At 40.8% G+C, this 15,456-nt stretch carries 15 protein-coding genes; 8 read left to right on the forward strand and 7 right to left on the reverse strand.

The window, feature by feature from the left end; all coding sequences use genetic code 11:
* Positions 1–149: 149 nt before the first annotated feature.
* On the reverse strand, positions 150–2,390 hold the full coding sequence (locus tag BUB11_RS15550; protein ID WP_073030672.1) for an ATP-binding cassette domain-containing protein: 2,241 nt from the start codon (positions 2,388–2,390) through the stop codon (positions 150–152).
* A 591-nt stretch (positions 2,391–2,981) separates the two neighbouring features.
* Here BUB11_RS15550 and BUB11_RS15555 point away from each other — a divergent pair.
* From BUB11_RS15555 to BUB11_RS15585, 8 genes are all read left to right on the forward strand, one after another.
* The gene (locus BUB11_RS15555; RefSeq protein WP_073030673.1) at positions 2,982–3,386 is read left to right on the forward strand and encodes a cupin domain-containing protein; all 405 of its coding nucleotides are present in this window, start codon (positions 2,982–2,984) and stop codon (positions 3,384–3,386) included.
* A gap of 14 nt (positions 3,387–3,400) precedes the next feature.
* Positions 3,401–4,141, forward strand: coding sequence for a dihydrofolate reductase family protein (locus BUB11_RS15560; protein WP_073030674.1), 741 nt, complete (start codon positions 3,401–3,403; stop codon positions 4,139–4,141).
* Positions 4,142–4,190: 49 nt separating this feature from the next.
* Complete coding sequence (locus BUB11_RS15565; protein ID WP_073030675.1) at positions 4,191–4,805, forward strand: helix-turn-helix transcriptional regulator; 615 nt, start codon at positions 4,191–4,193, stop codon at positions 4,803–4,805.
* Positions 4,806–5,142: 337 nt separating this feature from the next.
* Positions 5,143–6,300, forward strand: a complete 1,158-nt coding sequence (locus BUB11_RS15570; RefSeq protein WP_084110324.1) for a metallophosphoesterase family protein — start codon at positions 5,143–5,145, stop codon at positions 6,298–6,300.
* Between the two features lie 198 nt (positions 6,301–6,498).
* Positions 6,499–7,032, forward strand: coding sequence for a serine acetyltransferase (locus BUB11_RS15575; protein ID WP_242947564.1), 534 nt, complete (start codon positions 6,499–6,501; stop codon positions 7,030–7,032).
* 162 nt (positions 7,033–7,194) lie between these two features.
* Positions 7,195–7,362, forward strand: coding sequence for a hypothetical protein (locus BUB11_RS27590; protein WP_159436944.1), 168 nt, complete (start codon positions 7,195–7,197; stop codon positions 7,360–7,362).
* 64 nt (positions 7,363–7,426) lie between these two features.
* A complete protein-coding gene (larC, locus tag BUB11_RS15580; protein ID WP_073030677.1) occupies positions 7,427–8,734 on the forward strand; it encodes a nickel pincer cofactor biosynthesis protein LarC in 1,308 nt (435 codons plus the stop codon).
* A gap of 518 nt (positions 8,735–9,252) precedes the next feature.
* A complete protein-coding gene (locus BUB11_RS15585) occupies positions 9,253–9,510 on the forward strand; it encodes a hypothetical protein (protein WP_084110326.1) in 258 nt (85 codons plus the stop codon).
* Between the two features lie 213 nt (positions 9,511–9,723).
* Here the strand turns inward: BUB11_RS15585 and BUB11_RS15590 are convergent, their stop codons facing one another.
* From BUB11_RS15590 to BUB11_RS15615, 6 genes are all read right to left on the reverse strand, one after another.
* Positions 9,724–11,193, reverse strand: coding sequence for a vWA domain-containing protein (locus BUB11_RS15590; protein ID WP_073030679.1), 1,470 nt, complete (start codon positions 11,191–11,193; stop codon positions 9,724–9,726).
* 6 nt (positions 11,194–11,199) lie between these two features.
* Entirely contained in the window at positions 11,200–12,327 is a 1,128-nt protein-coding gene (locus BUB11_RS15595) for an ATP-binding protein (RefSeq protein ID WP_073030680.1), read from the reverse strand.
* A gap of 12 nt (positions 12,328–12,339) precedes the next feature.
* Complete coding sequence (locus tag BUB11_RS15600) at positions 12,340–13,143, reverse strand: hypothetical protein (RefSeq protein ID WP_073030681.1); 804 nt, start codon at positions 13,141–13,143, stop codon at positions 12,340–12,342.
* A gap of 200 nt (positions 13,144–13,343) precedes the next feature.
* Positions 13,344–14,036: a class I SAM-dependent methyltransferase gene (locus tag BUB11_RS15605; RefSeq protein WP_073030682.1), complete on the reverse strand. Its 693-nt coding sequence runs from the start codon at positions 14,034–14,036 to the stop codon at positions 13,344–13,346.
* Between the two features lie 493 nt (positions 14,037–14,529).
* On the reverse strand, positions 14,530–14,748 hold the full coding sequence (locus BUB11_RS15610) for a hypothetical protein (RefSeq protein ID WP_073030683.1): 219 nt from the start codon (positions 14,746–14,748) through the stop codon (positions 14,530–14,532).
* Positions 14,741–15,181 carry a hypothetical protein gene (locus BUB11_RS15615; protein ID WP_073030684.1) on the reverse strand — a complete coding sequence of 147 codons (441 nt, stop codon included), beginning with the start codon at positions 15,179–15,181 and terminating at the stop codon, positions 14,741–14,743. Before BUB11_RS15615 ends, BUB11_RS15610 begins: the two co-directional genes overlap by 8 nt.
* Positions 15,182–15,456: the final 275 nt, after the last annotated feature.

Here is a 15,456-nt window from a genome sequence, read left to right on the forward strand (position 1 = left end):
ACTAAACACACACGATGTTATTATATGTTATCTGAAGGTTTTTGTGAAATATTGCCAGCCTGAATTCAAAAAATTCTATTTTCAATCTACTTGCTATTGAGACAATTTGTGAATTGGGGCTCGACAGTTGATTACCATAGAAGCCAAGTTTAAATGTATTTTCCAGTTATAGACCTATTACATTCCTTCAACCCCATCAGGTTCCCGCTATAAAGAATCTCGCCACCTCGGTTTCCACCGTCCGGTCCCATGTCGATAATCCAGTCTGCTCTTCTGATTATATCGAGATTATGCTCAATTACAACTACGGTGTTTCCTTTTTTTACAAGCCTGTCAATAATCGATAGAATATTAGTTATGTCTGACATATGAAGCCCTGTTGTGGGTTCGTCCATAATATAGATGTTGCCTTTTTTGTTTAATTCCTTGGCAAGCTTCAATCGTTGGCACTCGCCACCTGAGAGAGTGTTCAGCGGTTGCCCCAAGGTCATATATTGAAGCCCCACATCAATGATACTTTTCAGTTTTTTCATGATCTCCTTATGCTCAAAAAACTCATTGGCTTCTGTTATGCTCATTTCCATAATGTTGACAATGTTTTTGCCCTTGTATTGATAACCTAAAACGTCCTTTTTATAGCGCTTTCCCCCACAATCTTCGCAAACAGTTTTCATGGAATCCATAAATGAGAGGTCGGTTTCAATAAATCCCGTTCCCCCACAATTAGTGCAACCACCCTCGGAGTTATAGCTGAATAGCCCAGCGCTCACCTTATTTTCATCTGCAAATATCTGGCGAATCAAATCCATGATTCCTGTATAGGTGGCTGAATTAGAACGAATGTTAGCACTTACAGCGCTTTGGTCAATCACCACTGCTTCAGTATATTCTTTTATAAAAACCTCATTGACTATGGTACTCTTACCCGAACCGGCGACACCCGTGACTACCGTAAACAAACCTTTAGGTATCTGCAGGCTCACGTTTTTTAGATTGTGGATACTGCTTTTCTTAGTTTCATAAAATTCATGGCTAATCCTTGGATTCTCATTAAGTTCAAGCCTTTTTCCTAGAAACTTTCCTGTCAATGTATCTGCCTGTTTCAAATCCTCAAAATTGCCCTCAAACACGATATTTCCGCCCTGTGAGCCTGCCTTTGGACCGACATCCACAATATGGTCGGCTATTTTCATAACATCGGGGTCATGTTCAACAACGATGACGGTATTTCCCTTATCTCTGATTTTGAGCAGCAACTCGTTTAGCCTATGTACATCTCTGGAATGAAGCCCTATGCTTGGTTCATCGAAAATATACATAACGTCCGTTAAACTGCTTGATAAGTGTTTGACCATTTTGACACGCTGTGATTCTCCGCCCGACAAAGTCGATGTTTCTCTTGTCAGGCTCAGATAATCCAGTCCGATATGAATTAAGTTCTCCAGTCGTTCAATGATGCTCTGCACAATTGGAGCAAATGTTTTATCCTCTATTTTTTTAAGTATCTCAACTAATTCGTCAATTTGCATAGCGGTCATATCGTAAATGTTATATCCGTGTATTTTCGAGGATAGAGCCATTTCGTTATACCTTTTTCCATTACAATCACAACATTTTTGGATGGAAGTAAAGGCTTCAATCTTTTTCTGATTAGCTTGGGACTTTTCCCGATCTGTTTTGATGTTTTGGCGAGTGAACCTTTCTATAAGTCCCTCGTAGGTGGAATTCATTTCCCCATCCATGATGTTAATCAAAATTTTTTCGGGTTTTGCGTAAACCAATTTATCATACTCTTCTTTAGTATAGTCCTTGATCTTCTTGTCATTGTCGAAGAAGCCGTGATTGGCATACATTTTCCATTGCCAAGTGCCTACACCGAACCCCGGAAGTAAAATTGCGCCATCGTTTAATGATTTTTCCCTATTTAACGCCTTATCTATATCCAAGGTCATGATTTGTCCGATGCCTTCGCATGTTTGACACATGCCATGTGGGTCATTGAAGGAGAAGTTAAAGGATAGGCCAATATTTGGCTCACCCAATCTGGAAAAAAGCAACCTCAATAAGGAGTTAATGTCTGTAATTGTACCCAGTGTAGAGCGTGAATTCCCCCCAAGCCGTTTTTGGTCAACGACAATGGCGGTTGATAAGTTAGAGATTGAATCAACGTCTGGTCGTCCATACTTCGGAAGAAAGGTACGCACAAAATTACTGAATGTCTCATTTAACTCTCTACCAGCTTCTTGTGCTATCGTATCAAAAACAATCGATGATTTTCCAGAACCCGAAACTCCAGTAAAAATGGTCAGCTTCCTTTTGGGTATTTTCAAACTGACATTTTTCAGATTGTTTTCTCTAGCACCAAGTATTTCAATAAATTCGGTTTCCATCAGTATTCCTCCATCGTAAAGATATTGCCAATAGCACCAACATCCTTCAGAACGCTGGTGCTCATTTTCATATTCATTTGTAAGCGGTGGACTATACTGTAACTCATTTTTACCCTATCTTCAAGTTTTGCAGTGTCGAATGATCAGTTGTATAGCGCCATGAAAAGTCATTCTTTATTATTACGAAAATAGGAGGTGGTTTAAGTGGAAGAAACTACGAAACTGGCCAAGGGAAAAGCTTATCTTTTTCCGATCATCATTATGATCGAGGTGGGGCGTCATCATCTTTCTGCCGGCTGGTTTTTTAAAAAGGTTTAATTATATAAAAAACCTCTTGACTTGGAGTTGACTCCAAGTGCTACGCTGTTATTGAAAAGTCTAAAGAGTACTTTAAGCTAAGCAATACTGAAAGGAGAATTTTTATGAGCAGTAAAATTCTGATTGCCTACTTTTGCCGCGCTGGACGAGAGGGAAAGCGCTTTCTTCTCCCACTATGATCCGCAGATGGTAGAGTTTCTCACAGGTCTGGGAAAGTGAACGAGGTGCGTAATATGTCAATCACAGAAAAAGCAAGTAAAGGAGAACAAGATAATGAACAATGAAAGAAACGAACTTTTTAAGACGGGCGCTCCGCTGCCCGAAATGTATTCCAAATACTTTATGGGGCAGGCTTATTTGCAGCCGCTGACCGACAAGGGCGGCCCCATTGCTAATGTGACCTTTGAGCCGGGATGCCGTAATAACTGGCATATCCATCACAAAGGCGGACAGATTTTGCTCTGCACCGAGGGGCGTGGCTGGTATCAGGCATGGGGAGAGGAACCACAAGAACTGCACCCCGGTGATGTGGTCAACATCCTACCTGAGGTCAAGCACTGGCATGGCGCGGCAAAAGACAGCTGGTTCGCCCATCTTGCAGTGGAGATTCCTGCCGAAGGTGCTTCCAACGAATGGCTGGAACCGATGGATGATGAAGCTTACGACAAGCTGAAATGAACAGGAGGTGTGCCATGGACAGACCGTATATCATATGCCACATGGTGACATCGCTGGACGGAAAGGTAACCGGGGACTTTTTAGGAAGAGATGCTCACAGCGAACTTATTGAGGACTACTTCAGAATTCACAGGGAATACGGCGCAGACGGCTTTCTCTGCGGCAGGGTGACGATGGAGGGCAGCTTTCCCCAGCCGCCCGTTCCGCCGACCGTGTATGAAGATCCACCCATTGAGCGGGTGGACTATGTCGCGGAGCGGGCGGCTTTTTACGCGGTTGCCATCGACCCTCGGGGAAAACTTTGGTGGAGCGGCCGCGCCATTTCAGATCCGGACGACGGCTATAATGGCGCACATATCATCGAAGTGCTGACCCAAAACGTTTCCGACGCTTTTCTGGCGCATTTGCAGGCCAAAGGTATTTCTTATCTCTTTGGGGGAATAACCGAGCTGAACCTCGCCCTTGTCGCCCAAAAGCTTAAGCAGCTCTTCGGCATTGAAAAGCTGCTGCTGGAGGGCGGCGGCATTGTGAATGGTTCCTTTCTGCAAGAAGGTCTGATCGACGAAATCAGTCTTGTAGTCATACCCGAAGCTGAGTACTCGGTAAAGTCAGTTTCGCTTTTCGAAACAGGAAAATATCAAACCGACAATGCGACGATGGCAGCTTCCTTTCGGCTGAAAGAAGCAAAAAGACTAAACGATGACGGCCTGTGGCTTACCCATCAAAAACAGTGCATACCGGCTACCAAAGAATAAAAAGAGGTTACGATCATGCCTATATCCTCCTGCTGATAAAAAGTTCTTTTTGGGTAAAAGCATCGGCGAGAAAATCAAGCTGGTTAACAGCGTCAAGGACTTCCTTGATAAAGCAAAAGCCACCGGTACAGTAAATGCCGGACTCCTGTTTGCCTTGCACCATGACCTGGTGCAGATGACATATAAGGTGCTTAGAAGCTGGGAGATAAAGGCCAGCGCCCTGTTTGGGAGCGAAAATGCCCGCCAGCTCTATCGTAACGCCTCCAATTCCATATTTGACCTGCTTAAATGGATTAATCAGTTTAGTGGGCAAGCCATTGAGCTTATCCGGGAAAGAAGCCGTGGCGAAACCCTAGCTGACAAGGTTAAAGCTTACATCGCCGAGCATTACAGCGAGAATATTAGCCGTCAGGAATTGGCCAATCTGCTGTTCGTCAACTCAGATTACCTTTCCCGTATCTTCAATAAGGAAGCCGGGATGCCGATTCCCGATTATATAACCCAAGTGCGCATAGAGGAAGCCAAACGCTTGCTGCACACTAACGCCTCAGTCAGCGATATTGCAATCCGTGTCGGCGTCGATAACTTTTCCTATTTCTCAACCGTGTTCAAAAAATATACCGGAATGACACCGATGGAGTACCGCAGGGAAAACGGCAGCTGACTCGCAGCTACTGTAATTCTATCATTCAGCGGGGGGAAGAGCTTTCAATTTTACGGAGGTTTTTTTTGAAATACTGACATTGCCAAGAATAACATAACACATAGAGTTTACTCCAGGTCAATCATTTCTTTGTTGAATTTTCCTTTGCCTACGGAATTGAATAGCGGATCACGTATTACTCTGTTGAGCTAATATGCTTTATTGAGTTGCCCTATAACGGGCAAGTTTTTTGTTTAGTCGCAGAAAGTCAGAAAATCAAAAAACTCTATCAGCATTTTGAAAGCACTTTCCCAGTGCAATGCCTATACTAATAAAGGGAGGCAAGAATGCTCAATAAATGACATTACATCAGAAGCGAGGGATCGACATCAAAGCTAAAAGGTTATGGATTATAGGTCTATTTGTGATTTCTGGCTTTTTTTTAGGTCTAAGTGTCCAGTCAATTTTTTCATTAGAAGAAAATCATGGGAATTCTATTTTAACCAAAGAATCCGACGTAGTTACCTCCATTCATGAGATACCTCAGTCTTCAGAAACAAAGGAAACTATTCCCCTAATGGGAACGCTTCCATTGTCCTCCGCTTCGGAAGCAAACGATGGATCTAAGTCGAGTCAAAACAATGTTCGATTTGCGGTGATCAGTGATATTCATATTCTTCAAAGCGAAACGGCACCGATGAAATTTCAAACGGCCCTAGAAGATCTTCTAATGAATCAACAACCACCACTTGATCTCGTTGTATTGAACGGTGATCTTGGCGATGGTACCCCGAAGGACTATCAAACGGTTAACGAAATTCTTCGTTCCGTTCGGACGAGTACAGGAAAAACCACGCCGATAGTGCCCACCATTGGAAATCACGAATTTTACAAAGCCTTTCATGATCCGGACAGCAATGCTTGGAATGCGGATACATTTCCCAATCAAGAGACGGATCCCCAGGTGATACAACGATTTTTAGACTTTGCCGGACGAGATAAGGTTTATACGGATCACTATATTAACGGTTATCATTTCATCTTTCTTGGATCCGAAAAGTCGAGAATGTCAGATCCTAATATTGGGGATGCTGCCTATCTTTCGGAAACACAATTAACATGGTTGAAATCGAAAATCTCCGAGAACCGCACCCCCGGAAAACCTGTCTTTGTCTTTTTGCACCAACCCGTATTTTCCTCCCAAAGTGAGGCAAAAAGAAAGTACAACTTAGTGGTCCAACAGGAAGAACTTGTTAAAATCCTTCAATCGGTACCGAATGTTGTTCTCTTCGCCGGTCATTTACACATCAGATTAGGTTCAGCGGATTCTTTTGTCAAAGACAGGTTTACCATGTTTAATAGCGCATCTGTAAGTCGAGTGTGGCCAGCTTCCTCCGAGACCAGTCAGGGGTTAGTTGTTGACGTTAAAGAGAACGATGTCAGTGTGCAAGGACGTGACTTCCTACAACACGGGTGGCTATCAGAGGCTAACTATCAACTAAACGTTTCAAAGTAACCGAAAAGGAGACTAGGGCTTGATCGGATTGCCTCAATACCTAGTCGCTTTAAGCGGCATCAATCAGCCCCCCTTAGGCGCGGCCTTTAATAAAACTGAGGCGTTCTACGTGTAAAGCAATTTCTATTTGGCATAAGAAGTGGGGGAGTTCAGATAATTAGTTCAAAAGAAGACTATAAGCTTTATGTTGCTGCAGACTTGGCTGCTCATTATCAAGCTCGATACCATTGGTGGTTTCGCTTTAATCGACCATTAGTTCATTTTCAACGCACCTTAAGAAAAGCAGAATACTATGAAAGCTGCAGAAAAGATATTTTGGGCCGAATCTATTTAACCGTACTCAAATTCAAGCTGATGAAGCTTTCAACGAATCTCGGATTTACAATCCCACGCCACGTTTTTGGGCCCGGTCTGAGCATTGCCCATTGGGGAAGTTTAGTCGTACATCCGGATGTACGAGTCGGAAAAAACTGTAGAGTTCATTCTGCAGTAAACATTGGAGTATTCGATGGAAAGTGTCCCACGATCGGGAACAATGTATATATTGGTCCCGGTGCTAAAATATTCGGAGGGATAACGATCGGAGATAATGTAACAATTGGGGCAAACGCCGTCGTGAATCAAAACGTTCCGAGTAATGTAACGGTTGCAGGAGTTCCCGCAAAAATAGTCTCGGAAAAGGATTCTTCAAAATTAGTGATGAAAGCCTATGAAAAGTTAGTCAGAAAATAAAGGCCCCAAGCATCGTTTGAGTAGAACAGGGAAGCCCCTTTCTTTTCCTAAAATTCTAGTCAAAATGGCTTTCAGGCCATTGTTAACCACAATTAAGCAATGAAAAGTACTGACCTGGAGTAACTACAGGTAATAAGAAAAATTTTTAGATAAAGGTGCAAAATGAGAAATACTTCGGACGCTTTAGATAGAATCGTTGATAATATTGAAAAAGTGATAATCGGCAAAAGGGAAACGGTTGGGTTCGTGGTTATTTCCTTGGCTTGTAACGGACATGTCCTGATCGAGGACGTACCCGGTTATCTGGCCAGTATGATTAATGAATTGTAGCGTAAGACAAGGATTTTTTTGCGCTGGATTATGCTTTACCGGATTAAACAGGAGGAAGAATTTTATGAAGGTACTTTATTTTGACTGTTTTTCAGGGATCAGCGGGGATATGACCCTTGGCGCGCTGATGGACCTGGGTATTGATGAACAGCTCTTCAGGAGGGAGCTTACCAAGCTTCACCTTGAAGACTATAGGCTTGTGATAGGGAAAAGCATCAAGAACGGGATAACCGGTAAGGATGTTCAGGTAATCCTGTCCTATGACGAAGAGGATCACCAGGGACATTGTCACCACGATGATAACCATAGTCAGGGGCATCATCACCATAATCATGAGCATAACTGCGATCACGAGCATCATTTTCATCGTAGCGAACAAAATCACAGCCACTTTCACAACCACCAGGCACGAAACTTGGGAGACATCGAAGGACTCATTGATGAAAGTGACCTATCCCAAGGAGTGAAAGATTTCAGTAAACAGGTATTCAGGGAAATCGCCGCGGCTGAAGCCAAAGTTCATGATAAAGACATTGCAGAGGTACATTTCCATGAAGTCGGAGCCGTCGACTCCATTGTCGATATTGTAGGTACAGCCATATGTCTGGACTTGCTCGGAATTGACAGAGTGTATGCCTCAAAGCTCTATGACGGACATGGCTTTATAAAATGCCAACATGGTTCCATACCGGTTCCCGTGCCGGCGGTGATGGAAATGCTGTCCGGAAGCGGAATACCTTTGATTCAGACAGATATCAATACAGAGCTTGTAACTCCCACCGGAATGGGAATAATTAAGTGCCTGTCGTCAGGCTTTGGCTATATGCCCCAAATGTTTGTCGACAGGGTAGGCTATGGTATGGGAAAAAGGGAAACGGTCGGCTTCAATGCATTGAGGCTAGTTTTGGGTACGATGGATGAGACGGGTAAGGGCACTCTTGATGAGATAGTCACCCTTGAAACCAACATAGACGATATGAACGGCGAAGCAATGGGTTATACCATGGAACGGTTGTTTGAAAATGGAGCCCTCGATGTGTTTTATACCCCCGTATTTATGAAAAAGAACCGCCCTGCGGTTATGCTGACGGTAATTGCTGAAATTCAGGATGAAGAGAAGCTTGCCGCTATGATTCTAAGAGAAACAACGACTTTGGGGATAAGAAGAAGCAACTGCAAAAGATACATTATGAACAGAGAAATCATCAAGGTATCGACGAAATTTGGGGATGTCAGAGTAAAAATGGCTTCCAAAGACGGTTTTGTTAAATATGCGCCTGAATATGAAGACTGCAGAAATATTGCCAAAAATACAGGAAAGTCCTTTATTGAAGTCTATAATGCAGCGTTAAAGCAGGCAATTGAGGAGTGAGATTCTATCTGCCTCAAAATTACTTCTCCAGCATGGTTTTAACGATTGGACCGCTACGCCTTCGCTGGTTGGCTTCATATTGGATCATATGGCAATTATGGGCTGCTATGCTGCAATAACATATTTACTGACACAGATGCTGCAAAAACTAAATCACAGGCATCTTCCATGTTTATCCCATCCATTTCAAAAGTAAACGGTTTTGATAACGGCGCTGGGTGTGGTGACGGAATGAACCGCTGTATGTCAAGGCGGCAAAGCTGAAAAAGTATAGTATAAACCCATCAGTCGCAGCGCGCAGTTTTTTCTGACGCCGATTGAGGGGGGGGTTCTTATGATTGTCATTTCAGTAATTTCAGATCGTCCTCAACAGGGATAATTACATCTTCATAACGTTTGATCTTTACATTGAGACGGTTGAGGGTGTTTTGTATATCGTACTGGGAGCGGAGCAAGCTGTGAACATACTAATAATTTGTGATATACTATGGGATGTATAAAGCTTAATGGAGGTTAATATGAATCACGAACAGGAACATTTTTTAAGTTTTATTTTAGAAAGAGTAAAAGATGACAAGGTAGAGGAAGCAAAAGAATTACTTGTTGAAAACTTTAAGAAGCTGACAGAAGGCAATTTTACACAGGATGATATTATGCTGTTTTTCCCTAAAATGATTGCTTGGCTAAAGCCGGAAAAGTTGGAGGAAGTACAAACCGTTGTTATGCAGTTTGCTGAAAGTTTTAGTCATTTGCTGCCTAACAGCAAACTCGGATAATTACCAAAGTCTGCTGGTTTATTTTGTTTCTAGATAAGCAAAAAAGACTAGCTTCAATCTCATAGCTTACAATTAAAAGGGGGTGTCGCAATACTATTAAAAGTAATTTGCGACACCCCCTGGTTTGATTTTAAAAAATCGTCCTTCGCTATCAGCTTCAAGCGGCATCTTTTTTGTCGTCAAGGCACGGCACGTGGAGACGATTACTGAGCCTCAAATACCCATACTTTCCTGGTCTTGCATTGAAAATCCTTCTATTTTAACATCACTCATTTTTAATGAATCATCTTTTATTTCAATGTTTTTAAGCTTTTTGACTGCCCCATATGAATGATTTAAGGAAAGCTTATCTCCTCTCCCGGAAATAACCCATAAGGTTTTATACCCTCTGGGTATTGTCATAAGCTTTTCTTCACCTTTGCCATCCGTAAAATAGACTAACAAATTAACCTTATGATGATTGGCATACTCAAAAACCGGGGTAAATCTGGTGCCCCCGCTGATATTACTTCGATCTTTTAGATCCTTGACAGATTTGACGTTATACACACGTCTGATTTCACTGTCACATTCGATAATCGTAATTTCATGATTATAATTTTTAACGATCTCCAGGACTTCTTTAATGGCTTGATTAAATTCTTGATCACTGATGCTTCCGCTGATATCCAGGGCAACAACAATCCTGGCTTTATGACTCCTGAGTTGACCTCTTAAATCTAATCTATCGGGCTGTCTTCGGTTTCGTCTGGTTATCGTCTTCTTTTTATTACTTTCAACCGTTCCCATCAGCCGCTTAAGATATAAATTCCAAGGTAATTCACCCTTGCTGTTTTTAAGGGATGAGATCATACTTTCTAAATAATTTGGAACGCTGCCTTTTTGAGCATTATCAATAAACTTCTCCGTAAATTCTTGAAGGGTTTTTTCATCGATATCACTGGAGTCTGCCCAAAGGTCATGGGCTTTTTCAGGATTATACTCGGTTTCTATTGTTTCGTCCCGATCAGGATCAGCGGCAGCATCGTTAGCAGCCCTGGCTTTATCGTTGCTATCATCAGCGTCATCTGTATCACTTTCATCGGCTGCATCCTCATCCGCTTCCAGCAAGTCCAGGGCGGTTTGGATCTCTTCCGCATAATATTCAAAAGGTTTAAAGGGCAGGAGGTTTAACGAATAATTTAAATTCAACCATTCTAAGGTAACAGAATAGGGGGGGAGATGATCTAAATAGGTATTGACGACGATATTCATGGCCAGATTGATGGCTAATGTGCTGTAGCCACCCTTAAATTCTTCAGCTCTGATTAAATGCCTAGATAATATATGGAGAATTTCGTGTTTAATGGTACTTTCCATTTGTTTGATATTAAGATTTAAAAAAATGATGGGATTAAAATAGATAACATACTTAGCCCCTTTAAAATTCACAGCAGTAGGACTGCTGATGTCAAATCGTATTTCTCGGGACATTTGCATCAAAAAATAGCCATAGAAATTATCTTTGTCTTCCATAAGACTTAAGTTGACTTGATCTACAAGGCTAAAAAACTCTTCTTTAAACTCTTTGGGTATATTTACCTTGGGATTTTTATCTTTGCGCTTTGATTTTAAGAAATTATTAATGATAATATCCGCTTTTTCATAGAGCTCTTTAACTTGGTTATCAAAAAAACTTTCCATAGATTATCACCTTATTAAACGATAAGATTCAAAATATGATTCGATAAACGCTTCATTTTCTATGGCATGTTTGTATACTTCAGGATAACTGTTTTTAATATCTTTCATGATTCCTATCTTTAAATCTACAGGATGTATTTTTAAAAACTCAATCAGCCTGTCCATATAAAAACTTGAATTATCACTATTGTTTAATAGATTTGATTCTAAGTTTTTGAGAATATTCTTTGCGGATAGATAAAGTCTGGTATGGCTTTCGTTTTTCACTCTTTCTATGATCGATTCAGGAAGAGAATTTCCTAAAAAAACATCTTTATAAGATATGAGCGAACGATAATCTGATTCAACAAAGCTCACAAACTCTTCTGCTATTAATCTCCCGACATTCCCCTTGATAACATTTAAAAACACGGATCTAGGTATGGAATCTTTTTTATCCTTATAAATTTTATAACTGCTGGAAATTCGCTCATAGCTTCTGGGCGTTGCGCTCAGATCATCTTCGTTGATCTTATGCAAATAATCGGGGAAAGTAGAGATAAACTCGACAACCTTTTGCTCAATTCCGGCCTCTATTGCCCAATCGATCCACTGATTATAATCTGGCTCCATAGATAACCAGACAAATCGATTTTCTTGGGCGGCATCCATATCGACAACCTGGTAATCAAAATCCGAACCATATTTACTGGAAGGATTCATAGCGGCTAAGATTTTTACACCTTCAGGTAATTTATAGCCATTGATTTCCCGATTTAAAATTAAATTCATAAGTTCCTGTTGGACTGTATGTTCACAGCGATTGATCTCGTCGATAAATAAAAGAACGGTTTTTCCTTGAGATATTTCTTCATCAATTTCCCTTAGCTTATGATGGACGGCATATACCGTCGCTTTCTTTTCAACTTGATCTTCTTTATCATTAACTCCTGCATAAGACTCTATCGTTGGCAGACCACCGATTTCACCTTCTTTAAGGAGATTTCCATTAATTACAATTAAACTCCAATGATTTTCTTGAGCAATTTCCTTGGCTAAAGCTGTTTTTCCGATTCCGCTTTCCCCAACGATTAAAGGTACTTCTCCAGTCGATAGTACTAAGTCAACACTTTTTAATGTGTCTGTAAAATTCATGATGTCTCACTCCTATAGCATCTTCAGCTTTTCATCGACAGCTATTTTTTTTGCCTTTTTACTTCCATATTTATATATAAACATGATCTTGTCGATTGGCATAATGTCGCTATTTTTATCTATATTACTACAATTTAAATAATCTCTCACATATTTTTCTTCAACATCTTCATTTGATAATGATTCCTTTAACGTTTGTTCTAATTCATCTTTAGATATTTCTTTCATAACATATTTAATCACTAAAATATTTACTTTCAAAAATTCTAAGATTTTGTTTTTATCTAAATCATTTATAAAGGTAATAGCCCGCTCATTATTCTTGATAGCTATAAGCTCTGCATTATGTGTAGGAGAATTTATATATTTCAAGGCATCATAAGTGATTTTTACAGCCTCTTCTTGTACACGTTCGCAAGGGTCTTTGATAAATTTTATTGAATCGTAATTTTTTCGTACAGCTAATAATTGCAAGTCTTCACTTGGGTTCTTCACATATTTAATAGCCCAGCCAGCTTGATTGATCGCTAATTTTATTATCTTCTCGTTGGGATTTTTAAGATACTCTAAGTTAACCCATCCATCATTTATCGCTTTTATCATCATATCTTCTGTAGGGTCATCTATAAATTGAATCGCTCGACCATTATTGTCTATAGCAAATTCTTGCATCTCTTGAGTTGGATTTTCTATATATTTTAATGTAAGTCCATTGTTTTTAACAGCCAATAACTTTATCTCATCGGTAGGATTAGTTATATAGGCTATGGCATTAGGATTATTCTTGATCATTTCAATCAGCTTTGACTTTTCCATAATGTTACTTTCCTTCTTTGATTATTTATAGTATTACTCAGTGTAATAGATACTCATTAAGTTAATCTAAATAAGATGATTATAACACTGGATAAAAAAAGGGTCTATAAATACACATCTCCACCTAATAAGTACTTAAATCGATAAAATAAGGAAGTCCAGTATGACTGGACTTCCTTATTTTTGACTCGGCAATTCCATCAGCCCTTTACCCACTTTGCCACTACAAACCCAGGATTTCCTTCTCTTTTGTCCTCGAGAGAGAGGGCCTCAGCTGTTGTTTGAACATTCGGCGGGAAGAAAAGACATTCTCCAATCTCCACAGGTACACCGATTTGCCAGGAACCTATTTCCTCTTTGGTATAAAGAGCAGCGCGGGCAAAGACAGAAGTGGGCTTGTTACGAGCTGCCTCCCCATAGTATTCACTCCAGGCACTCATGCCAGCGATGAGTCCGATCATCATACAGCCCCCGGGCTTTAACCGGCTAAAAAGTTTTCTCAAGACGTTTTCCGGTTCAGGTACGAATTCAAAGGCGGTCATGGAAAAAATCCCATTATAGGTTTCAAGTTGATCCAGAATTTCTGTAATATCAGCATGCCACCAGTAAACAGGCTTAGCTTTTGCGGTGTTTACCTCAATCGCCGCTAGTTTCTTTTTGGCCAGAGCCATCATTTCACCAGAAATATCGACAGCAGTGACCTCATATCCCTCTTGCACAAGCCAGCTCGTATATTGTCCAGTACCACATCCGATCTCAAGAACCTTGGGACCCGGTGCCTTAAACATGGACTGGGCCAGGTGGCGTTCAACTTGATCAGATACTGATCCGAGCTCAGTATCATACCAGGAATCATAATGTGTAGCAACGTGGTCAAAAAGTGCTTCGTTCATTTCATTTACCCTCGTGTTCCTATTTCCAATTTTTTATATGAAACTTTCTACTTTTTGCTTTTTAATTCCTTCTTCACCTTTCCTTGAAGTTCGATAACCTAGGCAAGAATTTGCTTAAAGCAGGTTATTAGGTCACAGTTACGCCCTCAAGCAACATTTGTTCAGAAGCCGTAGCAAGGATGGAGCAGAAGAGGGCAAAAGCCCTGTTATTTGTTTGGTTCTGCGGGAGGATACAGTTATCATGAACAGCTTAGAGAGACCGAATTAAAATCTAACATGATGGAACGCCGAAATCAAAAAAATAGAACTTTGTCTGCTCCGGAAAAGAAATTACGGAAGAGCAAACATGGAGCCGAACATTAAAATAAAACGCAAGATGCGATGCGCTGGTATATGCTGGTGCTTATGTTGTCTTGCCACAAGTTAGGCGAGAAGTGGCGGCCACGGGGCCGCCGTTGGTAAAATAAAAAATCCCAGACCAATCCGGGACTATTTAGATCATTCTATTAAAATATACTTCATCCACCTGTAATTGCTTCTTTAAAATATCCTTCCATAACCGCGGAGATATTTCACCTGCCCCCTTGGAGATCTTGGTACGTTTTAAGCTCCCATCATCCATTGTTTTCCGATAAAAATAATGATCTGTATCTTTGTATAGCTCCCATCCATCCCGTTCACAAAATCTCTTTAATTCTCTCCAGCTAGGCATCAAGCAAACCTCTTACTGCATCCTCATCTTTCTGAATTAGCACCCGCATAACATAAGGGAAATGAGGCTTTCTGTTGGGAGCCCCATAATATTTACCGAACTCATCCATATATTCTTGTGCATATTCAATCAGTTCTTTGGTAATCTCCGATTTTAATAACTCCAAACTTGCAGCATTAGCTATGATATCCAGCTCTTTCAGAGAACCACTTAAGCTGCCGTCAGCCTCTTTTTCATATTCAAGAGTGAACCTATACGGTGTTAAAACGACTTCCAAATGCTCCAGAGATATAGCTGCAAGATAGTCTCTGTTCCGTTTTACCAAAGAGGGCTTAAAACGCACAACATGGTCAATAAAACTTCCCCAATCTCTCCTGACATCTGTGGCATTAATAACTTCTTGCATAATTATACCCTCCTTTTTCGTAACCATGCTTTTCACCTCCTATTGTATATTATGTACATAGCGTACACAATATACATTTAGAGAAAATATATAACAACTCGGGTTCATCATCTGAACTCCCGGGTTGTTGCCAATATTGGTATTCTGTCGTCATAGGTAGCGAATGTGGGAGTCTTTGGATCGCTATGCCTCAGGTAATCTTGCACCAAGGCCAGGTTATCCGTCTCTCTGAGTAGCATTGTGGCCGTTGTGGAGCGCAACTTGTGGAATCAATGAAAACTATCTCAGTTAATGAGGTAGTT

It is taken from the genome of Desulfosporosinus lacus DSM 15449, from assembly GCF_900129935.1.
Taxonomy (GTDB): Bacteria; Bacillota; Desulfitobacteriia; order Desulfitobacteriales; family Desulfitobacteriaceae; genus Desulfosporosinus; species Desulfosporosinus lacus.

Coding starts and splice junctions, on each gene's coding strand:
- BUB11_RS15600 (WP_073030681.1), bottom strand. CDS start 13,143: ATGGAAAAGTCAAAGCTGATTGAAATGATCAAGAATAATCCTAATGCC.
- BUB11_RS15550 (WP_073030672.1), bottom strand. CDS start 2,390: ATGGAAACCGAATTTATTGAAATACTTGGTGCTAGAGAAAACAATCTG.
- BUB11_RS15555 (WP_073030673.1), top strand. CDS start 2,982: ATGAACAATGAAAGAAACGAACTTTTTAAGACGGGCGCTCCGCTGCCC.
- BUB11_RS15595 (WP_073030680.1), bottom strand. CDS start 12,327: ATGAATTTTACAGACACATTAAAAAGTGTTGACTTAGTACTATCGACT.
- larC (WP_073030677.1), top strand. CDS start 7,427: ATGAAGGTACTTTATTTTGACTGTTTTTCAGGGATCAGCGGGGATATG.
- BUB11_RS15610 (WP_073030683.1), bottom strand. CDS start 14,748: ATGCCTAGCTGGAGAGAATTAAAGAGATTTTGTGAACGGGATGGATGG.
- BUB11_RS15605 (WP_073030682.1), bottom strand. CDS start 14,036: ATGAACGAAGCACTTTTTGACCACGTTGCTACACATTATGATTCCTGG.
- BUB11_RS15615 (WP_073030684.1), bottom strand. CDS start 15,181: ATGGTTACGAAAAAGGAGGGTATAATTATGCAAGAAGTTATTAATGCC.
- BUB11_RS15560 (WP_073030674.1), top strand. CDS start 3,401: ATGGACAGACCGTATATCATATGCCACATGGTGACATCGCTGGACGGA.
- BUB11_RS15590 (WP_073030679.1), bottom strand. CDS start 11,193: ATGGAAAGTTTTTTTGATAACCAAGTTAAAGAGCTCTATGAAAAAGCG.
- BUB11_RS15585 (WP_084110326.1), top strand. CDS start 9,253: ATGAATCACGAACAGGAACATTTTTTAAGTTTTATTTTAGAAAGAGTA.
- BUB11_RS27590 (WP_159436944.1), top strand. CDS start 7,195: ATGAGAAATACTTCGGACGCTTTAGATAGAATCGTTGATAATATTGAA.
- BUB11_RS15570 (WP_084110324.1), top strand. CDS start 5,143: ATGACATTACATCAGAAGCGAGGGATCGACATCAAAGCTAAAAGGTTA.